We start from the raw sequence: 23,673 nt of genomic DNA, 5'->3' as shown, positions 1-23,673 counted from the left end.
CCAGTCCTCCGATGGCTGCGCCCCGGCCCCACTCCGGCGGCGCCCCGGCCGCACCCATCGGCCGGGCTGCCGCGACTGAGGGAGAGGCTGATCATGAAGCTGTTGCGTGTCGGTACGGCGGGGGCGGAGCGGCCCGCGCTGCTCGACGCCGGGGGGACCCTGCGGGATCTGTCGGGTCTCGTCCCCGACATCGACGGACCGTTGCTCGCCGACGAGGCGGCGCTCGGCCGGGTCCGTGCCGCCGGCGAGACGGGCGAACTGCCGGAGCTGGACGCGGACGGACTGCGTATCGGGCCGCCGCTGGCCCGGATCGGCAAGGTCGTCTGCATCGGCCTGAACTACCACGACCACGCCCGCGAGACGGGCGCCGAACCGCCCCCCGAGCCGGTGATCTTCTTCAAGGCGGCGGACACGGTGGTCGGGCCCCATGACACCGTGCTCGTGCCGCGCGGGTCCACCAAGACCGACTGGGAGGTCGAACTCGCGGTCGTGATCGGTCGTACGGCCCGCTATGTGGAGTCGCGGGAGGAGGCGCTCGCGCATGTCGCCGGGTACGCGGTGGCGCACGACGTCTCCGAGCGCGAGTTTCAGATCGAGCGCGGCGGGACGTGGGACAAGGGCAAGAACTGCGAGACGTTCAACCCGCTGGGACCGTGGCTGGTGACCGCGGACGAGGTCCCCGATCCCCAGAACCTCGGGCTGAGGCTCTGGGTCAACGGGGAGCTGAAGCAGGACGGGTCCACCGCGGAGCAGATCTTCCCCGTGGCCGAAGTGGTGCGGTACGTCAGCCAGTTCATGACCCTGTATCCGGGTGACGTCATCAACACCGGGACGCCGGCGGGCGTGGCCCTGGGCCGGCCCGAGCCCAAGCCGTATCTGCGGGCCGGGGACGTGGTGGAGCTGGAGATCGACGGGCTGGGGCGGCAGCGACAGGAGTTGAAGGACGCGTAGGCGCCTCGTGGGAGCCGGTGGCTGCGGGCCGCCGCGTGGACGTCGACGACCACGCGGCGGCCGGTACGTCCCCGCCCCGCGTCCTACAGGGACTTCTTGAACCTCTCCAGGGCCTCGACCACCAGCGCGTGGTCCTCCAGCTGCGGCAGGCCCGACACCACCACCGTGCCGATGACGCCCGCGCCCTCCACCGCGATCGGGAACGCGCCGCCGTGTGCCGCGTACACGTCCGGGTCGAGGCGGGAGGAGTCCTCGAACGTCGTGCCCTTGGCGCGGAAACGGGTGCCGACCAGCAGGGAGGAGCAGCCGTAGCGCTCGACCACACGGCGCTTGCGGTCGATCCAGGCGTCGTTGTCCGGTGTGGAGCCCGGCAGTGCCGCGTGGAAGAGCTGCTGGCCGCTGCGGCGGATGTCGATCGCGACGGGCGCGTTGTGGGCTCGCGCCAGCTCCACCAGCAGGGTGCCGAGCGCCCACGCGTCGTCGTAGGTGAAGTGAGGGAGCGTCAGGCGGCGCTCCTGTGCCTCGAGTTCGGGGATCCCGGGAGCAGTCGTCGTCACAGTGCCACCGCCGCACCCTCGCGGGCCGAGCGCCGGGCCGCCTCCAGGACGTCGAGGGCCGCGGCCGCCTCGTGCGCGGTGACCGGGTTGGGGCCGCCCGCGCGCAGCGCCTCGGCGACGGCCGCGTAGTACGCCGGATAGTCGCCGGGCAGGGTCGGTACGGGGCTGCCGCCGCCGGTGAGCGGGGACTCTCCGGCGCCGATGCGGCCCCACAGGGACTCGGGCTCCCGGCCCCAGTCCGCACCGGGGCGCAGGCCCTCGCGCAGGGCCGCCTCCTGCGGGTCCAGGCCGTGCTTCACATAGCCTGCCGTGGAGCCGAGGACGCGGAAGCGGGGCCCGAGCTGGGCCGTGGTCGCGGAGACGTACAGGTGGGAGCGGACGCCGCTGGTGTGCGTCAGCGCGATGAACGTGTCGTCGTCCGTCTGCGCGCCCGGGCGGCGGATGTCCGTCTCGGCGTACACGGAGGCGGCGGGGCCGAAGAGGACGAGTGCCTGGTCCACGACATGGCTGCCCAGGTCGTACAGCAGACCTCCGATCTCTGCGGGGTCGCCGGACTCGCGCCAGCCGCCCTTGGGCTGCGGGCGCCAGCGCTCGAAGCGGGACTCGAAGCGCCACACGTCGCCGAGTTCGCCGTCGGCCAGCAGCTTGCGGAGGGTCAGGAAGTCGTTGTCCCAGCGGCGGTTCTGGAAGACGGAGAGCAGCAGGCCGCGCTCCTCGGCGAGCGCGGCCAGTGCGCGCGCCTCGGCCGCCGTCCCCGCGATCGGCTTGTCCACCACGACCGGCAGGCCCGCCTGCAGGGCGGCCGTCGCGATCGGGATGTGCGTCTTGTTCGGGGACGCGATGACGATCAGGTCCAGCTCCCCGGCCCGGGACCACAGCTCGTCGGCGGAGTCGGCGATGCGCACCTCCGGGTACGCGGTGCGGGCCTCCTTCTGCCGCTCGGGGTTCGAGGTGACCACGGTGTCGAGGGCCAGGCCCTCGGTCGCGGCGATCAGCGGGGCGTGGAAGACGGAGCCCGCGAGGCCGAAGCCGACGAGGCCCACGCGGAGGGGGGTGTCAGTCATGGCTCCTACTTTCGCAACACTGTTGCCAAAGTGCAAGCGCCAGGGAGAATGGGTGCTGTGGACAGGACGTATGCGGGACCGGGTGGAGGCAGGCATGGGGTCGGGGGAACCGTGGCGGGCGGAGTGAACCTACTGGGGCTGCGGAGCCACAACGCGGCGCTCGTACTGGATCTGCTGCGGACGGCGGGGGAGGCCGGGATCAGCCGGCTGGAGCTGGCGGAGCGGACCGGGCTGACCCCGCAGGCCGTCAGCAAGATCACCGCCCGGCTGCGCGCGGACGGCCTCGCGGTGGAGGCGGGCCGCCGTGCCTCCACCGGCGGCAAACCGCGGACGGTGCTACGGCTGGTGCCGGACGCCGGACATGCGGTGGGGCTGCATCTGGACCGGGACGAACTGCGCGCCGTGCTGTGTGACTTGACGGGCGCGGTGATCGCGGAACGGCGGTCTCCGCTGGACCTGGGTGCCGGCCGGGAGGCCGTGGTGGAGGGCGCCGCCCGGGAGGTGGAGGCCCTGCTGACCGGGGCGGTGCGGGTCCCCGACACCGTCCCCCTGCCCGTGCTGGGCGTCGGTGTCGCGCTCCCCGGCCCCCTCGACCATCGGCACGGTGTGCTGCACCGGGTCACCGGGTTCCCCGAGTGGGACGGGTTCCCGCTGCGGGACGCGCTGGTACGGCGGCTCGGGATGCCCGTCGTCGTCGACAAGGACACCAACGCCGCGGCGCTCGGGCTCGCGCTGGGCGGGGCGGCCGAGGCGGCTTCCGCGTCGTTCGCCTATCTGCACCTCGGGACCGGGCTCGGTGCCGGTCTGGTCATCGGCGGGGTCGTGCACCGGGGTGCGCGGACCGGGGCGGGCGAGTTCGGGCACCAGGTCGTCCAGCTGGACGGGCCGCCCTGCCCCTGCGGCGACCGGGGCTGCATCGAGGCACTGTGCCTGGCCGCCGCGGCGCGTGGCGACATGGCCGAGGCGGCGCGGGTCCTCGGCGCAGGCGCGGCGAACCTGGCCGGACTGCTCGACATCGACCTGGTGCTGCTCGGCGGCCGTACCGTCGCCGCGCACCCCGAGCCCTTCGTGGACGGAGTGGGCGCCGTCCTCGACGCACGGGCTCGGCGCGAGGGCTCGACCAGGGGCGTGCCGGTGCGCGTCGCTCCCGGTGGGGCGCGCGGGGTGGCGGAGGGCGCGGCCCAACTGCTGCTCGCGCCGCTGTTCGGCCGGGCGGAGGACTGACGGGACGGGCGGTGGGGGCGGAGGGGGCTGACCCCGGCGCCGGGGAGGGCCGGCCCGCGGGGGCGGAGCAAGGGGCCCGGCACCGGTCGGGAAGGGCGTCTCCCGACCCCCGCCGAAAAGGTGGGCCCCACTGCGCCGATCGGGGGGACTTGCCCTTGCTGAGTGCCGCTCTCCAGGCGTGGCGCGCCCCTCAGGGCGCCCTCCATGGAAGCTCATATGTTCATGCGACTGTCTCCGTCTTCTCGACTGTCTCTGTTCCTGCCCTGCGCGCTGGCCGCCGTCCTCCTCCTGCGGCAGGCGCCCGCCGCCGCGTTCGTCGCCGAGGAGCAGCTCAGCTGCTCCGGCACGGCCGGCCACGCCTTTCCGATCATCACCCGCATCCACGGCGGCCCCGGCAGTTACAAGCCCGGGGGTGCCGACCAGACCTGGTTCATCGACCTGACGAACACGACAGCGGAGTCCTGCAAGAACGTCCATCCGGTGGTCGTCCTGGTCGACGCCCGGCACCGGCTGAAGGACGCCGAGCCCCATCTGATGTTCTACGGGGACGGCCGCTGGCACCCGGTGACCTTCACCCGTACCGACCGGCAGGAGTTGGTGGGCTCATTCGACGACGGGTTCCGCGGTTTCACGGTGGCGCCCCGCCGGACGCTCCCCGTGAAGGTGCGGTTCGCGCTCGGCGACAAGGCCCGGCCGAGCGATGTCGTGGCGAAGGCCGCGGTCGTGCGGAAGGGCGGCGACGAGGGCTGGGTCGGCTCGTCGGACGACTACTGGTTCCAGATCGAGGGCGGGGCGAGCGCCGCCGCCGAACTCACGGGCGAGACGCCCGACCCGACCGGGAAGGCGACCGACGCGACCGGGAAGGAGACCGACCCGGCGGACAAATCGAGCGCCCCGACGGGCAAGGCGACCCGGTCCTCCGGCACGGAGACCGACCCCACGGGCAAGGCGGCCGGTGCCACCGGCAAGGCGGCCCACCCGAGCGGCAAGGCGTCGCATCGGCCGGACAACGCGGCCGAGGAGTCGGACAAGGGCCAGTCGCCCCAGTTCGGCGGGAGGGCGCCGGAGGCCAAGCCCTCCGCCCCCGGACTGGCTCCCTCCGCCGTCACGATGACCCCCACCGCCGCCGCGCCGGCACCGCAGCGGGACCTCGTCAAGTTCGTGGGCGGACTGGCGATGGCCGCGGTCGGCCTGCTGGTCGCGGGCGGGTCCCTGGTGGTGGCCCGCAGGCGTCACTGACACCACCGCCGCCGCCCGCCCCCGGGGCCGTGGGGCCGGTCTGCGACGATCACCCCGTGGACTACCCGAACGACCAGGACCCCGGCGCCCCCGTCCGCTCCGGCATTCCCGAGCACGGCCGCATCCCCAAGTACTACGCGGTGAAGGCGCAGATCGCCGCGCTCGTGGCGGAGTTGGGCGAGGGCGGGCTGCTGCCCACCGAACGCGACCTCTCCGAGCGCTACGACGTGGCGCGCGAGACCGTACGACAGGCACTGCGTGATCTGCTCCTGGAGGGCAGGCTGCGGCGGCAGGGGCGGGGCACGGTGGTCGCCGGGCCCAAACTGGAGCAGCCGTTGTCTCTGGCCAGCTACACCGAGGGAGTCCGCCGGCAGGGCCGCACCCCGGGCCGAAGCCTCATCACCCTCGACCGCTTCCCCTGCAACGACGCCCTCGCCGCCGAGACCGGTTTCACCCGCGGTGAACCGGTCTGGCACATGGAGCGGGTGCTCCTCGCCGACCACGAGCGGATGGGGCTGGAGAGCACCTATGTGACGGTGGCGCGGGTTCCCCGGCTCGACACGGACTTCGACCCCGACTCCTCCTTCTACGGCTTCCTCGGCGAGCAGGGCATCACCTTCGGCGACGCGGACGAGCGCATCGAGACCGTGCTCGCCGCCCCGCGCGAGGCCCTGCTGATCGGTACGCCGCCGGCGCTGCCCATGCTGCTGATCCACCGTGTCTCGCGGGACACGGAGGGGCGGCCGCTGGAGCGGGTGCGGACGCTGTACCGGGGGGACCGGTTCTCCTTCTCGGCCCATCTGGGCGGCTGAGGCGAGTGATCTGGGCGGGCTCCGGCCCGCCCTTTTCATAACGGGAAGATAACGGGTCTAGCCCAAACTTGATAGGCGGTTCACCATTCGGTTGCCGACCGGACCCTTCCGGTTTTCCGATCCCGAGGAGCGTGGCCGTTGTGAGAGTGACAGTCGTAGGAGCCGGCGTGGTGGGCACCATGCACGCCTGGCAAGCAGTGCAGCGCGGCCATGAGGTCGTACAGATCGAGCGCGAGGCCGAGGCCCGTGGGGCCTCGTTGCGCAACTTCGGGCTCATCTGGGTGAGCGGCCGCGCGGGCGGCGAGGAACTGGAGACGGCCCTGCGGGCCAGGGAGCTGTGGGAGGAGATCGGGGGCCGTGTGCCCGCGCTCGGCTTTCGCGCGAACGGCTCGCTGACCCTCCTGCGCACCGACCTCGAACGGGCGGTCGCCGAGGCCGCCCTGGCCCGTCCGGACGCGGCGGCACGCGGCTACAAGCTGCTCACCGCGGCCGAGGCACGCACCGTGAACCCCGCTCTGCGCGGCAGCTTCGAGGGGGCCCTGTACTGCGAGCGCGACGCCGCCGTCGAGCCCCGCACCGCCCAGGTCGCCCTGCGTGAGGCGCTCTCGAAGTCCCCGAACTACACCTTCCTGCCGGGCCGCGAGGTCCGCGAGGTCACCGGACCCGGCACGGTCCGTGACGACCACGGCGACGTGCACCACGCGGACGCCGTGGTGCTCTGCACCGGCGCCTGGCTCGGCGGACTGGTGAAGGAGCTGGCGCCCGACCTGCCCGTGCGCCGCGTACGGCTGCAGATGATGCAGACCGACCCGCTCGGCGAGGCGCTCCCCGCCTCGGTCGCCGACGCCGACAGCTTCCGCTACTACCCCGCCTACGGGGGTGAGGCCCTCGACCGTCTCGGTGACGGGCAGCCCCAGGCGCCCACCGCCGCCGCCCACCGGATGCAGCTGCTGATGGTGCAGCGCGCGGACGGCGGGCTGACCATCGGCGACACCCACGAGTACGAGCACCCGTTCGCCTTCGACACGGTCGAGGACCCCTACGACCATCTGACGGAGGTCGTCGAGGGCTTCCTCGGCCGGCCGCTGCCGAGGATCCGCCGCCGCTGGGCGGGGGTGTACGCGCAGTGCGCCGACCCCGGGCGGGTCGTGCACCGGCAGCAGGTGCGCGAGGGGGTGTGGCTGGTCACCGGGCCCGGCGGGCGCGGCATGACCTGCTCCCCCGCGATAGCCGAGACCACCGCGAACGAACTGGGCTGGTGAACCACCTCATGACCGACTTCGGGACAGACCGCATGACCGACCTCAGGACCGGCATACGTCTGGTCGTCCTCGACATGGCCGGGACCACCGTCGCCGACGGCGGACTCGTCGAGCGGGCCTTCGCCGCGGCCGCCGCCGAGCTCGGCGTGGAGCCCGGCTCCGCCGACCACGCCGAGAAGCTCGCCTATGTCCGCGCCACGATGGGCGAGTCCAAGATCTCCGTCTTCCGGCACCTGTTCGGCGCGGAAGACCTGGCCCAGCGCGGCAACGCCGCCTTCGAGAAGGCGTACGGCGAACTGATCGACGACGGACACGTCAGCGAGATCCCCGGAGCCCGCGCGGCCATCGAGGAACTCCAGGCCGGCGGCCGGACCGTGGTCCTCACCACCGGTTTCGCCCGGGTCACCCAGGACGCGATCCTCGACGCCCTCGGCTGGCGGGACCTGGTCCCGCTCACCCTGTGCCCGGCCGACGCGCAGGGCCGGGGCCGCCCCTACCCGGACATGGCGCTGACGGCCTTCCTGCGCACCGGCGCCGCCGACGACGTACGCCGGATGGCGGTGGTCGGTGACACCTCGTACGACATGCTCAGCGGGGTGCGCGCCGGGGCCGGGCTGGTGGCCGGAGTGCTCACCGGCGCCCACGACGGCCCGGCGCTGCATCAGGCAGGGGCCACGCACGTGCTCGGCTCGGTGACCGAACTCCCCGCCCTGCTCGAGGGAGACGGCCAGCGATGACCGGCATCCGCTTCGAGGGGATCTCGGTCGCCTACGACGGGACCACCGTGCTCGACGGGCTCGACCTCACCGTCGAACCCGGCGAGGTCATGGCGCTGCTCGGCCCCTCCGGCTCCGGGAAGACGACCGCACTGCGAGCCGTCGCCGGATTCGTCCGGCCGTCCTCGGGGCGGGTGTTCCTCGGCGGCCAGGACGTCACCGCGCAGCCCCCGTACCGGCGCGGTATCGGCATGGTCGTCCAGAGCTACGCACTCTTCCCGCACATGCGGGTCGAGGACAACGTGGCGTTCGGCCTCAAGGCGCGCAAGGTGCCCCGGCGGGAGATCCCCGCCCGGGTGGCCGAGGCGCTGGAGCTGACCGGCATGGGGGAGTACGCGCGGCGGTATCCGCGCGAGCTGTCCGGCGGGCAGCAGCAGCGCGTCGCGATCGCGCGGGCCCTCGCCGTACGCCCCGGCGTACTCCTCCTCGACGAGCCGCTGTCCGCGCTCGACGCCCGGCTGCGCTCCGGCATGCTGGCCGAACTCGCCCGGCTGCACCGCGAGTTGCCCGACATGACGATGCTGTACGTCACGCACGACCAGGTCGAGGCGCTGACGCTGGCGGACCGGATCGCGGTCATGGACCGGGCACGGCTCCAGGACGTCGGCACGCCGCAGGAGCTGTACCGATCGCCGCGCACCGAGTTCACGGCGTCCTTCGTGGGCAGCGCGAACCTGCTGCCGGTGACCGTGGGGGCGCGGGGCGTCGCCTTCGGCGGGGCCGAACTGGAGGTGGACACACAGGGCGCCGCACCGGGGGCGGCGGCGACCCTGTGCGTGCGCCCGCACCTCGTCGGACTCGGGCCCGGCCCGAACCGGCTCACCGGAGTCCTCGGCGAGATCCAGTGGCGGGGGGCCACCCACCGGCTGTACGTGGACGTGGCGGGCCACCGGGTCATGGCCGACGTGCGGGAGCTGCGGCGCCCGCCGGCGCCGGGGGAGAAGGTGGAGGTGCACTTCGCACCCGGGGACGCGGTGCTGCTGGCCGCAGGGGTGTCCGGTGACTAGACGTCTGGCCTGGGCCCTGCCCCCGGTGGCCCTGCTGGCCGCCGCCTTCCTCTACCCCCTCGCCCTCGTCGTCCGGCAGTCCTTCCAGCCGGACACGGGCGGCACCTCCCTCAAGCCGTACATCGACGTCTTCGCCTCCGGCGCGTTCCGCGAGGCCCTGTGGACCACGGTGTGGCTGGCGCTCGCCGCCACCGCCTGCTGTCTCGTCCTCGGGTTCTTCCTCGCACTCGTCATCGCCTTCGTGCCCTTCCCGGGTGCGAAGGCGGTCGCCCGGTTCGTCGACGTCTTCCTGTCCTTCCCCTCCTTCCTCATCACGCTGGCCCTGCTCTTCCTCTACGGCAACGTCGGGGTGGCCAACGGGATGTGGGCCGATGTGACCGGCGCGGCCTCGGGCCCCTTCGACTTCCTCACCACGCCCTGGGGCGTCCTCCTCGCCGAGGTCACCTACTTCACCCCCTTCGTGATGCGTCCCCTGCTCGCCGCGTTCTCGGGGCTCGACCCCGCGCAGACGGAGGTCGCCGCGTCCCTCGGCGCCCGGCCCGGGCGGATCGTGCGGCAGGTGATCCTGCCCGAGGCGCTGCCCGCGCTCGCGGCCGGCGGCGGACTCGTCCTCGTCCTGGCCCTCAACGAGTTCGGCATCGTGCTGTTCACCGGCGCCAAGGGCGTCACCACCCTGCCGACCCTCGTCTACAGCAAGGCGATCCTGGAGTCCGACTACCCGGGTGCCTGTGTCGTCGCCGTCGTCAACGTCCTCGTGTCCGTGGGCCTGTACGCCCTCTACCGGGTGGTGAGCCGTCGTGCTGGTGCCTAGCCGCACGGGGAGGTGGGTCCTGTGGGGCCTCTTCCTCGTCCTCTTCCTGCCCCTGTTCGCCCTGCCGCTGCTCGTGATCCTCGCCGCCTCGTTCGCCGGCCACTGGTCCGGGGTGTTCCCGTCCGGCTTCACGACCGCGCACTACACCGCCGCCACCCGCGGGGATTCCCTCCAGGCGCTCACCACCAGCCTGGTCACCGCGGTCACGGCGAGCCTGCTGGCCCTGGCCGTCGGTACCTGGGGCGCGCTCGGCGCCCACGCCCTGCCGAAGCCGGTGCGGCGCGTGCTCGACGCGTTGTTCGTGCTGCCGGTCGCCGTGCCCTCCGTGGTGGTCGGGCTCGCGGTCCTCGTCGCCTTCTCGCAGCCGCCCGTGCTGCTCAACGGCACCCGGTGGATCGTGATCCTCGCCCACACCGTCCTGGTCACGGCCTTCGCCTACCAGTCGGTCTCCGCGGCGCTGCTCCGGCTCGACCCCGCGTACGAGCAGGCCGCGGCCTCGCTCGGCGCCCGGCCCGGATACGTGCTGTGGCGGGTCCGGCTGCCGCTGCTGCTGCCGTCCCTGACGGCCGCCGCGGGCCTCTGCTTCGCCCTGTCCATGGGCGAGCTGAGCGCCACGATGATGCTCTACCCGCCCGACTGGACCCCGCTGCCCGTGAGGATCTACGCGGCCACCGACCGGGGCTCGCTGTTCACCGGCTCCGCCCTCGCGGTCGTCCTCATGACGGCCACCCTGCTCGCCCTGTTCGCCGTCGCCCGGATCCGCACCCGGGCCGCGCACCGCTGACCACCCGACCCGCCCCTCCTCCACCATCCGTTCCCCGCAAGGAGTTCACCCCGTCATGCCTGCACCCTTCGCCCTGCCCAGAATCCCCGTCCCGTCCGGCATCCCCGTCAAGCCGCTCGCCGCCGTGCTCGGCGGCCTCGTCCTGGCCGGCTCGCTCACCGCCTGCGGTGGCGGCTCCGGCTCCGCCGACTCCGGCGCCAAGACCGTCACCGTCTACAGCGCCGACGGCCTCAAGGGCGAGAACGGTGACGGCTGGTACGACCGCGTCTTCAAGGACTTCGAGAAGCAGACCGGCATCAAGGTCCAGTACGTCGAGGGCGGCTCCGGCGAGATGGTCCAGCGCGCCCTGCGCGAGCGGAGCAACCCGCAGGCCGATGTGCTGGTCACCCTGCCCCCGTTCATCCAGCAGGCGGACAGCAAGGGCCTGCTCGCGAAGTACGCGCCCCAGGGCTCCGACGAGGTCACCACCGCCGACAAGGCCACCGACGGCACCTGGACCTCCGTCGTCAACAACTACTTCGGGTTCGTCTACAACAAGAAGGAAGTGAAGAAGGCGCCCACCACGTGGGAGGACCTGCTGGACGCGCAGTACAAGAACAAGCTCCAGTACTCCACCCCCGGTGTCGCCGGCGACGGAACCGCCGTGCTGGTCAAGGCGATGAACGACTTCGGCGGCAAGGACGCGGCGCTCGCGTATCTGAAGAAGCTCCAGGCCAACAACGTCGGCCCGTCCGCCTCCACCGGCAAGCTCGCCCCCAAGGTGGACAAGGGCGAACTGCTCGTCGCCAACGGCGACGTCCAGATGAACTTCGCCCAGTCCAGGACCATGCCGAACCTGGGCATATGGTTCCCGGCCCGGCAGGGCGGCAGGCCGACCACCTTCGCGCTGCCGTACGCCGCCGGCCTGGTCACCAAGGCCCCGCACTCCGAGAACGGCAAGAAGCTGCTGGACTACCTGCTCAGCCGGACCGCGCAGAAGGAGGTCAGCGAGATCGGCGGCGGATTCGCGGCCCGCAAGGACATCGGGGCCACGGACGCCAACGCCACCGCGCTGACCGCGCTCATGGACGGCGTCCAGGTCTTCGAGCCGGACTGGAACGACATCGACAAGAACCTTCAGACGTACGTCGAAGACTGGAAATCCGCCACGAACAGCTGATCGCTAGGCTGGGGACTCACGCAGCACCACGTACGGCAGGAGATCGCACATGGCAGAGCGCAGGCCCATCGAGTCATGGCTCACCGACATGGACGGTGTGCTCATCCACGAGGGCGTTCCGATCCCCGGTGCCGATGCCTTCCTGAAGAAGCTGCGTGAGTCCGGCCGGCCCTTCCTCGTCCTCACCAACAACTCCATCTACACCGCACGCGATCTGCACGCCCGGCTGACCCGGATGGGCCTCGACGTGCCCGTGGAGAACATCTGGACCTCGGCGCTCGCCACCGCCCAGTTCCTGGACGACCAGCGGCCCGGCGGCTCGGCGTACGTCATCGGCGAGGCCGGCCTGACCACGGCCCTGCACGACATCGGCTACATCCTGACCGACCACGAGCCCGACTACGTCGTCCTCGGCGAGACCCGTACCTACTCCTTCGAGGCCATGACCAAGGCGGTCCGGCTGATCAAGGCCGGGGCCCGGTTCATCTGCACCAACCCCGACGAGACCGGACCGTCCCCGGAGGGCCCGCTGCCCGCCACGGGCGCGGTCGCCGCGCTGATCACCAAGGCGACCGGCAAGAAGCCGTACTTCGCGGGCAAGCCGAACCCGCTGATGATGCGGACCGGGCTCAACACGATCGGGGCGCACTCGGAGACCAGCGCGATGATCGGGGACCGGATGGACACCGACGTCCTGGCCGGCATGGAGGCCGGTATGCAGACGTTCCTGGTGCTCACCGGACTGACCACGCCGGAGCACATCGACCGCTACCCGTTCCGCCCCTCGCACGTCGTGAACTCCATCGCGGACCTCGTCGATCTCGTCTGACGCCGGCCTCCGCGGCGGGTGGGTCCGGGGCGTACGGCCCCGGACCCACCCCCCGTACGGAGTAACCGCGGGTCCCGTCCGGATGCGCCGGGGTGCCCGGGATGTGAGTCTCCTGATATCGGGAGGTTCACGATGGGTTCTCTACGGATCACTCTGGGTGCGGGGGCCGTCGTCGCGGCCGCCCTCATGCCCACGGCATCCGCGGCGGACGCGCAGGGTGTCTTCCTGACCCCCGCGTCCGCCTCGCCCGGCAGCGGCGTCCGGCTGTCCGTCCGGGGCTGTGCGAGTGCGACCGGCAGCGCGGCTTCGGACGCGTTCGCCGGGGACGCGCGGCTCGTGGGCAGGAACGGCCTGCTGACCGGCGGCACCCAGGTCAGCGCCACGGCGCGGCCGGGCCTGTACTCCGTCAGGGTCGGCTGCGACGGCCGGGAGGTCCAGGGCGTGCTCACCGTCGGCGGACCGACGCCGTCCGCGCCGTCCGCCACCCCAGGGGCCCCGACGTCCCCGGCAGCCTCCTCCGCCTCCCCGGGCGGCTCCGCTTCCCCCGCCGCCTCCTCCAGCGCGTCCGTTGCGCCTGCCGCACCTTCGTCGCCCATCGCCCCCGTGCACGCGGGCGGCGGCGCCACCGCACCTCTGTCGTCCTCCGACGCCCGCAGTGGCGGACCGGGCGTCCTCCAGGCGGTCATCGGCCTCGTCCTCGCGGGCGTCGCCGCCGTCGTGGTGATCGCGCGGAGCATCCGCCGGGGCCGTGGCCGGGAGTGAACCGTGTCCAGACCTGAACATTCCTCCGGTACCGGCCGTCTGCTGATGGGCGTCGCCTGGGTGGTCCTGCTGCTGGGACTGTGGATGTGGGGGCGCGGGATGAGCGAGGCGCCCCTGGGCATCGCCGCGCCGACGACCGGTGACATGGCCGCCGCAGGCCGGCCCCCGGACACCCGACTCCCACCCGAGGCCAAGCCGTTGGGCAAGTCGGCGCCGTCGCGCGTCGACATCCCTTCCCTGGGGGTACGGGCTCCGGTCGTGACGAGCGGCCTGGACGCGCAGGGCGCGATCGAGCCGCCGTCCTTCGGGCGGCCGGGTGTGGTCGGGTGGTACGGCAACGGTGTGACGCCCGGGGCAGCCGGGACCGCGCTGCTCGTGGGGCATGTCGACACCGACACCGGGCCGGCCGTCTTCTACAAGCTGAGCAGCCTGCGGCCGGGCGCCGAGATACGGGTGGTGCGCGGTGACGGCCGGACCGCCGAGTTCACCGTCGAGGGCGTGCGGGTGCTCGACCGCGACCGGTTCGACGCCCAGGAGGCCTACGGGACCCGGCAGCCGGGCCGGGCGGAACTGCGGCTGATCACCTGCGGCGGCACCTTCGACCGGACGAGCGGCGCCTATACGGCGAACGTGGTGGTGTCGGCGTATCTGACGGGCGTGACGCGGTGAGGGTCCCCGTGGTGGACGTCTATCCGTGGGTGAAGCGGCCGGGGGAGTCCGACGGCACCTGCAAGGGCGGTCCGAAGGCGGGGGCCGGTGGCCGGAGTGCGCGCCTGAAGCGCGCCGGGGCCGGCGAGTGACGTCCTCCGCTCGCCGCCGTCACTCCGCCGGTCCCCGGTTGGCGTCGCGCAGTGCGCGCATCGCCTCGGTGAGGGTGCGGAATCCGTCGTCTCCGAGGGGCGTCAGCACGCGGGCCCGGAGGATCTGGGTCGCTGTCAGAGACATGGCCCGGGCGGTGTCCTGTCCGTCGGCGGTCAGTTCGAGGTAGATCACGCGCCGGTCCTCCTCGCACGACACACGCCGGGCCAGGTCGGCGCCGCACAGTCGGTCGGCGAGCTTGGTGAACCCGCCGCTGGACATGCCGGCCTCCTGCGCCAGACGGGTCATCGGCATGCGCTGCTCGGGGGCGATGAGGAGGCGCATCAGTACGTTGGCGGAGCCCCTGGCGAGGTCGAAGCGCTCGCCCAGCTCGCTCGCGAGGGACTCATGGGTGGCGTGGAAGCCCTCCTCGACCAGCTTCCACCCCTGGAGCAGTTCATGATCGATGCCGAGGTCGTCGTTCCGGTCGTCGTCACCGTCGGCCGGGGACGGCGGTGCCGCGTGCTGCGGGCCCGTCGCTTCGTTCTCCATGGCTGTCTCAACGCGCGGGCGGCGCGGATGTTTCCCCGGGGCTGCGGGATCGGGCTGGTCGCCGGCCCGGACGACTCGGTCTCGGGCCGGCAGCCAGGCCGATGGGTCAGCCGGCGGCGTGGGCGCCGGTGACGGACTGGGCGCAGACGACGCCGAGGCCCTAGGCGCCGCCCCAACTGCCGTGCACCGGCAGCCCTAGGCGAGGCCCTCGACCATCGGGGCCGGCGGCATCGGGCCGACATGGGTGCCGAAGCCGTGGCGGATGTCGACGATGCCCATCGCCTGGAGCGCCTTGAGGGCCTCGCGCACGGAGTTCCGGCCGGCGTCGAGCAGCGCCATCAGCTCGGGCTCGGTGGGCGGCGCGGCGCCCGGGGGCAACCGGCGGTCGATGATGAGCTTCTTTATCCGCTCCTGCAGATCGCGCGCCATGGCCAGAGGGTAACCGGCCAATCCGTATGTTTCCCCGGTGTGCGCGCATGCGAGAGGGCCCCTCGCCGTGGCGAGAGGCCCTCTCGGTCGTGCGCCGCCAGGGACTCGAACCCCGGACCCGCTGATTAAGAGTCAGCTGCTCTAACCAACTGAGCTAGCGGCGCCTGCTGACCCGGAGAACTCTACCCGATCTCGGCGGGTGCTCCCGACCGGGCGTCCGCTCGGGGCGCCCGGTCCGGCCGTCCGTACCCCCAAGTGACGGCCACCCGTGCATCTTTCGGGGCGTCAACAGGCGGTTCGAGTGGACAGTTGGAAAGCTGACGCATTTACATAAATAGGACAAATTCGCCAGGGTGCGGACAGGGAGTGTGAGGGGAATCGCATGAAGACTCCGGCATTCGAGGAATTCGATCCCACAAGCGACTGCGACTGCCCCGGATGCGCACGCGGACGCCGCCCCGGCCACCGCACCCGCCCCTGCGGCCAGGCCCTGCGTCCGGCGGCCCGCGGGGTCCTCGCCTTCGCCGCCGCCGCGGGCGCGGTGCTCGCCGTCCCGGGCCAGGCCATGTCCGCCCCCGCGATCGTCCACGACAACCCCTGGCCCATCGTTCCCGCAGGTGAGGAGCCGCCGGCCACCCCGCAGGGCCGCATCACACCGCTGCACGGCACCGGTGTGATGCCGAGCGGGGTGGTGACGCCCACGACGACCCGGGCCGAGATCATCAACCGGGCCAAGAAATGGGTCGCGGCCAAGGTCCCGTACAGCATGGACGACTACTGGTCGGACGGGTACCGCCAGGACTGCTCCGGCTTCGTGTCCATGGCCTGGAACCTCGGCAGCAACGAGTGGACGGGCAGCCTGGACCAGTTCGGCACCCGCATCACCAAGGACGAGCTCCAACCCGGCGACATCCTGCTCTTCCACAACGCCGACAACCCGGAGAAGGGCTCACACGTCGTCATCTTCGGCGGCTGGACCAACTACACCCACCGGAACTACACGGCCTACGAGGAGACCCCGCCGCGCGCCCGTCGCAGGACCACCCCGTACGCCTACTGGTCCAACTCCAGCCGCTATGTGCCGTACCGCTACAAGGGCGTCGCGGACAGCAAGGCCGCCAAGGAGGGCGAGAACGCTCCGGCCGGGGTGGGCGGCGCGCCGCTGCCGACGGTCGGCATCCCCGGTCTCGCCTCCGTCGGCCAGGACGCCGACGGCTCCTATGTCGCCGAGCTCGGCGGTCTGCTCGGCGTACGCGGCCGGTCCCACCTTCCGCACCCGGGGGTGATCCCGCCACCGGGTGCGGAAGGCGGGAGCAGGACTCGGGCGCTGTTCCCCGTGGGGGCCGCACCCGGGCCGGTCCCGGCGACCCCGCCCGGGGGCCGCCCGGCGGGCTCCGGGAAGGCGTCGGGGCTGCCCGCCTATCCGGGCCGGGGCGCCTTCCGGCCGGGCGCCGTCGGCCCCGATGTCACCCTGCTGGGCCGGAAGCTGGTGGAGAAGGGGTTCGGCAGGCACTACGCCGGCGGGCCGGGGCCGCGCTGGACCGAGGCCGACCGCCGCAATGTCGAGGCGTTCCAGCGTGCCCAGGGCTGGCGCGGCGCCGCCGCCGACGGCTACCCGGGTCCGGAGACCTGGCGACGGCTCTTCTCCTGACCCCCGGCCTGTCCCTGTCGTCCCTGTTCCCCGGCCCGCTGTGCGAAGCATCCCGGTACGAGACCTCCTGGCGCGGAGGGTGGAGGCACCTATGAACACGACGTCATCGCCGGTCCCGGAGCCCGAGGGGGTGCCGCTCGACCCCGGCACCTCGTCGGCCCGGCTCATCCATGGCGAGTCGACCACCGAGATCCCGGTTCATCTGCTGTTCCGGAACGCCCCCGAACCGGCGTCCCTGCCGGTCGCGCCCACCGTGGTGGGGCGCCGGCTCGGCACCGGTGAACAGCCGTGTGTGCGCCCGCCCGTCGAGCCGGCGCGGCGGTCGCCGGTCGCCGATCCCGAGCTGGCCGAGCGGCCGGCCTGGGTGCTGCCCGGGTCGGTGGGCGTGCTGGCCGGGCTCGGCGGCTTGACGGGCTGCGGGGTCGTGTCGTGGTGGGCGGGTGTTCTCTCGCCGGCCGCGATGCGGGTGCTGGAGCTTCCGGCGAGCGCAAACGCGGGACTCGGGCCCGCGCAGTTGGCGGCGTACGTCGGCGCGGGGGCGCTCGGTCTGCTGGGCTTCAGCGGGCTCATGCGCGGGCGCGCGGGATACGCCTGGGTGCTCCGCGTGTTCGGCAGCTACCGGGGCACGGCCCGGCGCACCGGCCTGATGTGGGTGAACCCGCTGGTGGTGCGTCACCGTGCCGATGTCCGGCTGCGGCACTGGCGCAGCGAGCCGATCCCCACGGTCGACGCCAACGGGGTCGCTCTTCGGGTGGTCGTCCTGGTGACCTGGCGGGTGAAGGACACCGCGCGCGCCGTGCTCGGCATCGACGACCACCAGACCTATCTGCGGGAGTGCGTGGAGTCGGCACTGGCGCGGGTGGTGCCGCAGGTGCCGGTGGAGTCGTCCGCGACCAAGGACGTGGTGAGTCTGCGCAATGTCGAGGCGATCGGTGACGCGCTGACCCGGCTGGTGGCGGCGGAGGCGGAACCGGCCGGGCTGGAGGTGTTCGCGGCGCAGCCGACCCGGATCGAGTACGCGCCCGAGGTCGCCGAGCGGCTGCAGCGCCGCCGTATCGCCGCGCTCGACGCCGAGCACCGGGACACGGTGCTCAGCACGGTCGTGGACTCGGTGGAGGACACGGTGACCCGGCTGACCACGCGGGGTCTGGTGGAACTCGACGACTACGAACGCAAGGCGCTGGTGAAGGACCTGACGGTCGCGTTCTACACGGGACGCACGGCCGACGGGGGGTGAGGAACCGGCACCGGGACGGGGATGGACATGTACAACTCACCGCCATAATCTGGAACTTGGTCTAGACCTGAAAGCGCGCGCACGGCTCGAGGAACTCCCCACATCCTTAGGAGCGGCAGCATGCGCATCCGTACGACCAGAAGGGCGAAGTGGTACGTGGCCGCGGTCGGCCTCGCCACCGCGGGTTCGTTCGTGCTCTCCACCGGTGGCGCCAGCGCTCACGGCTACACCGACCAGCCCCTCAGCCGACAGAAGATGTGCGCCGCGAACGGCGGCATCGTCTCCGGCTGCGGCGACATCCAGTGGGAACCGCAGAGCGTCGAGGGCCCCAAGGGCTTCCCGGCGGCGGGGCCCGACGACGGGCGGATCTGCTCGGCGAACCACACCGACTTCGGCGCGCTCGACCAGCCGAGGACGCCCTCCGGCGCGGCGTGGCCGACGACCAGGGTGACCGGCGGACAGAGCTACACCTTCCGCTGGCAGTTCACGGCATCGCACGCGACGACCGACTTCAGGTACTACGTCACCAAACCGGGCTGGAACCAGAACCACGCCCTGACCAGGGCGGATCTCAACACCACCCCGTTCCTGACGGTCCCGTACAACGGTCAGCGCCCGCCGTCCACGCTCACCCACACCGGCACCCTGCCGACCGGGCTGAGCGGACACCACGTCATCCTCGGCGTGTGGACGATCGCGGACACGGGCAACGCGTTCTACTCGTGCGCGGATGTCACGTTCTGAGCACCGCCCCGTCCCGAGTCCGTGCCGGGGGATATTTCTGAGCCTGGCTTGAGGAGCCCCGGCGATCCGGGCGGGTACGTTCCACGCACGTCGACATGACCATGACGGCGTGCGTGGAGCCGTACCGGACTCGGGGGAAACATGGACTTCATCTTCTACGCGATGCCGGGCCTGATCATGGCCGGGGCGCTCACCATGGCGGCGCGTGTGGTCCGCAGCGCGCTTCAGCTGAGGAGCAACTGGAACAGCGGCCTCACCGCCGAGGCGCGCTGTCTGCGGACGTACACGACGACCAGCGGCGGCCACGGTGACACCGCCGTCTCCACCACGCTGCATCACGTCTACGAGTTCACGACCCGCGAGGGCCGCACCGTCCGCTTCGAGGAGAGGGGCGGCTCGCGGACGACGCTCGAGGGTGACATCGTCCCCGTCCACTACACTCAGGCCCATCCCGAACGCGCGACGGCCCACGCCCCGGCCCGGGGCAGGACCCTGGCGGGCACGGTGGGGACCCTCGTCTTCCTCTCGGTGATCGTCGCGTTCTGCATCGGCTTCATGGCCACGTACCACGCAGTCGCCGAGGACGTCCCGTTCGCGGGCATGCCGTAGGTCGGTCGGCAAAGGCGTCGACAGCGCGGCGATGCGGGCCGGTCGGAGCGGTGCGCGAACTCGGTTCCGGGAGGACGGGGTGGCGTGGTCCCCCACAACGCGCGGCGAAGCCGCGCAGAAACAACGACGGCGAGTCCGTTCGCGCTTTCCGCGAACACGACTCGCCATCGTCAAACGTGCGCCGCCAGGGACTCGAACCCCGGACCCGCTGATTAAGAGTCAGCTGCTCTAACCAACTGAGCTAGCGGCGCAGACTCCGTCGCTTTTCGCTCTCGCGTCCGGCGACAAAAGAAATACTACCTGGTCCCTGGGGGTGGTCGTGACCACCTTCAGATCGCCAGGGAGAGCAGCACCGGGGCCGCCCCCTTGTTCAGCCGGTCCGCCGCCTGCCGCAGCCGGTGCGCGTGCTCCACCGGCAGGGACAGCGCCAGACAGCCGACCGAGGAGCCCGCGGTGATCGGGACGGCCGCGCAGACCGTGCCCACCGCGTACTCCTGGAGGTCGAGGACCGGGACCGTCGGCGGATGGGCGTCGAGGCGGGACAGCAGTTGCCGCTCGTTGGTGATCGTCCGCGAGGTGAGCCGGGCCATCTTGTGCCGGGCGAGGTGGTCCCGCCGGCCGTTGACGTCGAGCTGCCCGAGCAGGCTCTTGCCGACGGCGCTCGCGTGCGCCGAGGAGCGGAAGTCCACCCACTCGTGCACCGCGGGCGTCGCCGGGCCCTCGGCGCACTGGGTGACCCGCACCTCGCCGTCGATGTACCGGCTGATGTAGACCGCGGCGCCCACCGAGTCGCGCAGCTCGTCCAGGATCTGCTGGAGCTTCTCCCGCAGCGCCTCCTCATGGCTCTGGGCCGAGCCCAGCCGGCTGAGGGCGGCGCCGGTGACGTACGCGCCGTCGGCGGTCTGCTCGACGTACCCCTCCCGGCGCAGCATCCGCAGCAGGGGGGTCAGTCGCTGGGTGCCCAGGCCGGTCAGGCGGGCCAGTACGGCGTCGGTGACACCGGTGGAGTGCCGCGCCACCGTCTCCAGAACGCGCAGCGCGTCCTGGGCCGAGTGGTACGGAGCGGTCGGCTCATGGGTCAGCGCCACGGTCTCCCCCTGCGCTTTTTGGGCCATTCTCGGGACAGCTTGGCTGACTCCACGATACGGCTCAAGGGCACCCCAGGGGGCGGGTGTTGACGAACTCTCTGGCCGACTCCGGCCCGCTCAGCAGGAACGCGCCACTCTGGCATATGTCAAGGTCATGCCCCGATCGACCCGGCCCGACCCGATCGACATGTTCACTTCCTGTAGTCAGAGCACTGCGCTGAGGAACTCCCGCGTGCGAGTGTGCTCGGGTGCGCTGAAGATCTTCTCCGGGGTACCCGCCTCGACGACATGGCCGGAATCGAACATGAGGATGCGGTCCGAGATGTCCCGCGCGAAGTTCATCTCGTGGGTCACGCAGAGCATGGTGATGTCCGTGGTGTGCGCGATGTCCCGCAGGACGTCGAGGACCCCGGCGACCAGCTCCGGGTCGAGCGCCGACGTCACCTCGTCGAGCAGCAGCACCTGCGGGCGCATCGCCAGCGCCCGGGCGATCGCGACGCGCTGCTGCTGGCCCCCGGAGAGCTGGCTCGGGTACTTGTCGAGGTGGTCGCCGAGCCCCACCAGGTCCAGCAGCTCCCGCGCCCGCTGCTCCGCCTCGTCCTTCGACAGCCCGAGGACGGCGACCGGCGCCTCGGTGACGTTGCGCAGCACCTTCATGTTCGGGAACAGATTGAACTGCTGGAAGACCATTCCTATGTTCTTGCGGATCTCCCGGACCTGCTTCTCACCGGCCGGGAACAGCCGCTGCCCGCCGACCGTGATCGTGCCCTCGTCGGGCTGGGCCAGGGTCATCAGCAGCCGCAGGATCGTGGTCTTGCCGGAGCCGGAGGGGCCGATCAGCGTGACGTGCCGGCCCGCCTCGACCGAGAAGTCGAGTCCGTCGAGGACCGTGTGGCGGCCGAAGCGCTTGGTGACCTTGTCGAAGCGGATCAGCTCGCCGGTCGCCGGCGGCTGGCCGGCGCGGGCGTCGGGTTCCTTCATGAGGGGGGTGTCAGCGGACAAGACGGCGCTCCAGGGCTCGCAGGAGGAGAGAGGCGGGGTAGGAGATCAGGACGAAGGCCACCCCGATGACGGTGAGTGGCTCGGTGAACTGGAAGTGCTGCTGGGAGAAGAGCCGCGCCTCGCCGAGCATGTCGAGGACGGTGATCGTCATCAGCATCGGTGTGTCCTTGAGCATCGCGATGACGTAGTTGCCGAGCGCGGGCACGACCCGGCGGATCGCCTGCGGCAGGATCACCGCCGTCCAGGTGCGCACCGGCGGCAGGCTCAGCGCGGTGGCCGCCTCCCACTGACCGGCGGGCACGGCGTCGATGCCGGCCCGGTAGACCTGCATCGTGTACGTCGAGTAGTGCAGGCCGATCGCGACGACACCGGTGGTCAGCGCGGAGAAGGCGAGCCCCCACTCGGGCAGCACGTAGAAGAGGAAGAACAGCTGCACCAGCAGCGGGGTGTCGCGGATGAACTCGGTCACGATCCCCACCGGCCAGGTCGCCCACCCCCAAGCTCTCGACTTCGCTCGAGCAGGGGGGACCCCCATGCTCGGCGTGCGCATCAGCAGCGCCCACACCAGACCGAGGGCGAACGCGATCAGCGAGCCGAGCGCCAGTGCCTCCAGGGTGACCAGCAGGCCGTCCCAGAAGTGCGGCATGAAGGCGCGGACGGCGCCCCAGTCCCAGGTCACGAGACACCACCTCCGACGGGCTGCGGAACGGAGACTTCGGGCTGTGGCGCCTTGCCCACCCCGGCCTTGAGCCGGCGCTCCAGGCTCCGCATCAGCCGGGTGAGCAGGAAGGCGATCACGAAGTAGATGACCAGGACGTACGCGTAGATCTGCGCACTCTCCTGGAGTGCGAGCCGCACCAGGTTGCCGCTGAACGCCAGGTCACCCATGCCCATCACGGAGACCAGCGCGGTGCCCTTGAGCAGCTCCACCAGCAGATTGCTGAACGGCGGGATCATCTCCGGCACCGCCTGCGGCAGCAGGATCTTGCGCATGCGCTGCCAGGGGGTGAAGCTCAGCGCGACGCCGCCCTCCCGCTGCGCCGGGTCGACGGAGTTCAAGGCGCCGCGCACGATCTCGGCGCCGTAGGCCCCGTAGGTCAGGCCCAGGGCGAGGGTGCCCGCCCACAACGGCACCAGCTGCCAGCCGAAGGCGAGCGGCAGCACGAAGAACACCCAGAAGATCATGATCAGGGCGGAGGTGCCGCGGAACACCTCGGTGTAGAAGCCGGCGACGAAGCGCACGACCCATCGGCGATGGGTGCGGGCGATGCCGACGGCGAAGGCGACGGCCGTCGCGAGCAGGGCGCCGAGCACGAGGAGCTGGATCGTGGTCCAGACACCCTTCAGTACGAGTTCCCACAGGCCCGTGGTCATCCGCGGCACAGCTCCTTCGCGGTCATGTCCGTCATCTCGGCCCGGGTGAAGCCGAACGGCCGTAGAACGCGGAAGAGTTCGCCGTTGGCCCGCATCTTCTTCAGCTCGGCGTTGAAGGCGTCCCGCAGCGCGGTCTCGGTGCGCCGGAAGGCGAACGCGCCGCCGTCGACGTGCGGTTTTCCCTTCACCAGCGGCGCGAAGGGCTTCGTGGACTCGGCCGTACGGGACTTCTTGACGACCGCGCGCGTGGTCAGGGCGGTACCGGCGAACACGTCGACGCGGCCCGCCTCCACCGCGTTCAGACCCGCGACCTGGTCCGGCACGATGAGGAGGTCGCTCTCCTTGTAGCCGGCCTCCACCGCGTACTGGATCTCCGCGTATCCCGTGCCGGTGGCGAGTTTCGCCTTCTTCTCGACGACGTCCCGGTAGTCGTGCAAACCCTTGGGGTTGCCTTTGCGCACGATGAAGGAGTCGAGCATCTGGTAGTCGGGGTCGGCGAAGACGACCTGCTGGCAGCGGTCCGGAGTGACGTACATCCCGGCGGAGACGACGTCGAACTGCTGTGAGTTGAGCCCGGGTATGAGCGAGCCGAACTCGGTCGGTACGGGCTGGACCCGATCCACCCCCAGCCGGCGGAAGACGACTTTTGCCAGCTCAGGGGCCTCGCCGGTGAGCTTGCCGTCCTTGTCGATATAGCCGAAGGGGATCTCGCCTGCGATACCGAGGCGGACGACGCCCTGGGCCCTGAGCCGGCCGAGCAGATCCCCGCCGCGGCTGTTCGACGCCTCGGCCACTCGGCTGCAGCCGACGGCGCCCAGCGCGCCGAACGCGGCGAGGCCGGCGAGCAGCGACCGTCTGGTGGATACCGGTTTCCCTGTGTGATGCGTCCGTGGTGCGGCCATGGGCGCGCGGCTACCCCGCACCACGCCAGGTATTCAGGCCGATTTCTTTC

At 71.8% G+C, this 23,673-nt stretch carries 25 protein-coding genes, 2 tRNA genes and 2 pseudogenes; 18 read left to right on the top strand and 11 right to left on the bottom strand.

Annotated elements, in window-relative coordinates; genetic code table 11:
* The first annotated feature begins 93 nt into the window (after window positions 1-93).
* A complete protein-coding gene (locus ACFY2Z_RS15520; RefSeq protein ID WP_390744690.1) occupies window positions 94-951 on the top strand; it encodes a fumarylacetoacetate hydrolase family protein in 858 nt (285 codons plus the stop codon).
* A gap of 83 nt (window positions 952-1,034) precedes the next feature.
* Here the strand turns inward: ACFY2Z_RS15520 and ACFY2Z_RS15515 are convergent, their stop codons facing one another.
* On the bottom strand, window positions 1,035-1,508 hold the full coding sequence (locus tag ACFY2Z_RS15515) for a heme-degrading domain-containing protein (RefSeq protein WP_390744689.1): 474 nt from the start codon (window positions 1,506-1,508) through the stop codon (window positions 1,035-1,037).
* Window positions 1,505-2,572, bottom strand: coding sequence for a Gfo/Idh/MocA family oxidoreductase (locus tag ACFY2Z_RS15510; RefSeq protein WP_390744688.1), 1,068 nt, complete (start codon window positions 2,570-2,572; stop codon window positions 1,505-1,507). Before ACFY2Z_RS15510 ends, ACFY2Z_RS15515 begins: the two co-directional genes overlap by 4 nt.
* Window positions 2,573-2,620: 48 nt before the next feature.
* Here ACFY2Z_RS15510 and ACFY2Z_RS15505 point away from each other — a divergent pair, with 48 nt between their 5' ends.
* From ACFY2Z_RS15505 to ACFY2Z_RS15445, 13 genes and pseudogenes are all read left to right on the top strand, one after another.
* Complete coding sequence (locus ACFY2Z_RS15505) at window positions 2,621-3,796, top strand: ROK family protein (RefSeq protein WP_390744687.1); 1,176 nt, start codon at window positions 2,621-2,623, stop codon at window positions 3,794-3,796.
* Window positions 3,797-4,018: 222 nt separating this feature from the next.
* The gene (locus ACFY2Z_RS15500; protein WP_390744686.1) at window positions 4,019-5,035 is read left to right on the top strand and encodes a hypothetical protein; all 1,017 of its coding nucleotides are present in this window, start codon (window positions 4,019-4,021) and stop codon (window positions 5,033-5,035) included.
* Window positions 5,036-5,091: 56 nt separating this feature from the next.
* A complete protein-coding gene (locus tag ACFY2Z_RS15495) occupies window positions 5,092-5,847 on the top strand; it encodes a GntR family transcriptional regulator (RefSeq protein ID WP_390744685.1) in 756 nt (251 codons plus the stop codon).
* A 140-nt stretch (window positions 5,848-5,987) separates the two neighbouring features.
* Complete coding sequence (locus ACFY2Z_RS15490) at window positions 5,988-7,109, top strand: TIGR03364 family FAD-dependent oxidoreductase (protein ID WP_390744684.1); 1,122 nt, start codon at window positions 5,988-5,990, stop codon at window positions 7,107-7,109.
* A 32-nt stretch (window positions 7,110-7,141) separates the two neighbouring features.
* Window positions 7,142-7,846, top strand: coding sequence for a phosphonatase-like hydrolase (locus ACFY2Z_RS15485; RefSeq protein WP_390744683.1), 705 nt, complete (start codon window positions 7,142-7,144; stop codon window positions 7,844-7,846).
* The gene (locus tag ACFY2Z_RS15480) at window positions 7,843-8,892 is read left to right on the top strand and encodes an ABC transporter ATP-binding protein (protein ID WP_390744682.1); all 1,050 of its coding nucleotides are present in this window, start codon (window positions 7,843-7,845) and stop codon (window positions 8,890-8,892) included. Before ACFY2Z_RS15485 ends, ACFY2Z_RS15480 begins: the two co-directional genes overlap by 4 nt.
* Entirely contained in the window at window positions 8,885-9,703 is an 819-nt protein-coding gene (locus ACFY2Z_RS15475; protein WP_390744681.1) for a 2-aminoethylphosphonate ABC transporter permease subunit, read from the top strand. The genes ACFY2Z_RS15480 and ACFY2Z_RS15475 overlap by 8 nt, the downstream gene beginning before the upstream one ends.
* A complete protein-coding gene (locus ACFY2Z_RS15470) occupies window positions 9,690-10,487 on the top strand; it encodes an ABC transporter permease (RefSeq protein WP_390744680.1) in 798 nt (265 codons plus the stop codon). Before ACFY2Z_RS15475 ends, ACFY2Z_RS15470 begins: the two co-directional genes overlap by 14 nt.
* A 55-nt stretch (window positions 10,488-10,542) precedes the next feature.
* Window positions 10,543-11,646 (top strand): 2-aminoethylphosphonate ABC transporter substrate-binding protein, encoded by a 1,104-nt coding sequence (locus tag ACFY2Z_RS15465; RefSeq protein ID WP_390744679.1) that lies wholly within the window; start codon window positions 10,543-10,545, stop codon window positions 11,644-11,646.
* Window positions 11,647-11,695: 49 nt separating this feature from the next.
* On the top strand, window positions 11,696-12,475 hold the full coding sequence (locus ACFY2Z_RS15460) for an HAD-IIA family hydrolase (protein WP_390744678.1): 780 nt from the start codon (window positions 11,696-11,698) through the stop codon (window positions 12,473-12,475).
* Between the two features lie 132 nt (window positions 12,476-12,607).
* The gene (locus ACFY2Z_RS15455; protein WP_390744677.1) at window positions 12,608-13,237 is read left to right on the top strand and encodes a hypothetical protein; all 630 of its coding nucleotides are present in this window, start codon (window positions 12,608-12,610) and stop codon (window positions 13,235-13,237) included.
* A gap of 45 nt (window positions 13,238-13,282) precedes the next feature.
* Window positions 13,283-13,906, top strand: coding sequence for a class F sortase (locus tag ACFY2Z_RS15450; protein WP_390744748.1), 624 nt, complete (start codon window positions 13,283-13,285; stop codon window positions 13,904-13,906).
* A gap of 5 nt (window positions 13,907-13,911) precedes the next feature.
* A pseudogene (locus ACFY2Z_RS15445) lies at window positions 13,912-14,037 on the top strand (endoglucanase); the annotation flags it as partial.
* Between the two features lie 19 nt (window positions 14,038-14,056).
* Here the strand turns inward: ACFY2Z_RS15445 and ACFY2Z_RS15440 are convergent.
* The 3 genes and pseudogenes from ACFY2Z_RS15440 to ACFY2Z_RS15430 all read right to left on the bottom strand — a co-directional run bounded on the left by ACFY2Z_RS15440 (window position 14,057) and on the right by ACFY2Z_RS15430 (window position 15,180).
* Window positions 14,057-14,587, bottom strand: a complete 531-nt coding sequence (locus ACFY2Z_RS15440) for a MarR family winged helix-turn-helix transcriptional regulator (protein ID WP_390744676.1) — start codon at window positions 14,585-14,587, stop codon at window positions 14,057-14,059.
* 198 nt (window positions 14,588-14,785) lie between these two features.
* Window positions 14,786-15,016 (bottom strand): annotated as a pseudogene (locus ACFY2Z_RS15435) (FadR/GntR family transcriptional regulator); the annotation flags it as partial.
* 90 nt (window positions 15,017-15,106) lie between these two features.
* A tRNA-Lys gene (locus tag ACFY2Z_RS15430) sits at window positions 15,107-15,180 on the bottom strand.
* A 218-nt stretch (window positions 15,181-15,398) separates the two neighbouring features.
* On the opposite strand from ACFY2Z_RS15430, the gene ACFY2Z_RS15425 reads away from it, so the two are divergent.
* From ACFY2Z_RS15425 to ACFY2Z_RS15410, 4 genes are all read left to right on the top strand, one after another.
* A complete protein-coding gene (locus ACFY2Z_RS15425; RefSeq protein ID WP_390744675.1) occupies window positions 15,399-16,667 on the top strand; it encodes a peptidoglycan-binding protein in 1,269 nt (422 codons plus the stop codon).
* A gap of 91 nt (window positions 16,668-16,758) precedes the next feature.
* Window positions 16,759-17,904: an SPFH domain-containing protein gene (locus ACFY2Z_RS15420; RefSeq protein WP_390744674.1), complete on the top strand. Its 1,146-nt coding sequence runs from the start codon at window positions 16,759-16,761 to the stop codon at window positions 17,902-17,904.
* Window positions 17,905-18,024: 120 nt separating this feature from the next.
* Window positions 18,025-18,648 (top strand): lytic polysaccharide monooxygenase, encoded by a 624-nt coding sequence (locus tag ACFY2Z_RS15415; protein ID WP_390744673.1) that lies wholly within the window; start codon window positions 18,025-18,027, stop codon window positions 18,646-18,648.
* A gap of 141 nt (window positions 18,649-18,789) precedes the next feature.
* The gene (locus tag ACFY2Z_RS15410; protein ID WP_390744672.1) at window positions 18,790-19,257 is read left to right on the top strand and encodes a DUF3592 domain-containing protein; all 468 of its coding nucleotides are present in this window, start codon (window positions 18,790-18,792) and stop codon (window positions 19,255-19,257) included.
* A 177-nt stretch (window positions 19,258-19,434) separates the two neighbouring features.
* Here ACFY2Z_RS15410 and ACFY2Z_RS15405 read toward each other — a convergent pair.
* The 6 genes from ACFY2Z_RS15405 to ehuB all read right to left on the bottom strand — a co-directional run bounded on the left by ACFY2Z_RS15405 (window position 19,435) and on the right by ehuB (window position 23,623).
* Window positions 19,435-19,508, bottom strand: a tRNA-Lys gene (locus tag ACFY2Z_RS15405).
* 78 nt (window positions 19,509-19,586) lie between these two features.
* A complete protein-coding gene (locus ACFY2Z_RS15400; RefSeq protein ID WP_390744671.1) occupies window positions 19,587-20,345 on the bottom strand; it encodes an IclR family transcriptional regulator in 759 nt (252 codons plus the stop codon).
* A gap of 204 nt (window positions 20,346-20,549) precedes the next feature.
* Window positions 20,550-21,326: an ectoine/hydroxyectoine ABC transporter ATP-binding protein EhuA gene (ehuA, locus tag ACFY2Z_RS15395; RefSeq protein ID WP_390744670.1), complete on the bottom strand. Its 777-nt coding sequence runs from the start codon at window positions 21,324-21,326 to the stop codon at window positions 20,550-20,552.
* Between the two features lie 10 nt (window positions 21,327-21,336).
* On the bottom strand, window positions 21,337-22,026 hold the full coding sequence (gene ehuD / locus ACFY2Z_RS15390) for an ectoine/hydroxyectoine ABC transporter permease subunit EhuD (protein ID WP_390744669.1): 690 nt from the start codon (window positions 22,024-22,026) through the stop codon (window positions 21,337-21,339).
* Window positions 22,023-22,721, bottom strand: a complete 699-nt coding sequence (ehuC, locus tag ACFY2Z_RS15385; RefSeq protein ID WP_390744668.1) for an ectoine/hydroxyectoine ABC transporter permease subunit EhuC — start codon at window positions 22,719-22,721, stop codon at window positions 22,023-22,025. Before ehuC ends, ehuD begins: the two co-directional genes overlap by 4 nt.
* Window positions 22,718-23,623, bottom strand: coding sequence for an ectoine/hydroxyectoine ABC transporter substrate-binding protein EhuB (ehuB, locus tag ACFY2Z_RS15380; protein ID WP_390744667.1), 906 nt, complete (start codon window positions 23,621-23,623; stop codon window positions 22,718-22,720). Before ehuB ends, ehuC begins: the two co-directional genes overlap by 4 nt.
* Window positions 23,624-23,673 lie beyond the last annotated feature (50 nt).

The organism is Streptomyces sp. NPDC001222, from assembly GCF_042896945.1.
Classification (GTDB): domain Bacteria; phylum Actinomycetota; class Actinomycetes; order Streptomycetales; family Streptomycetaceae; genus Streptomyces; species Streptomyces gibsoniae.
The sequence above is the reverse complement of the archived record's forward strand: the minus strand, read 5'-3'. Positions and strand labels throughout refer to the sequence as shown.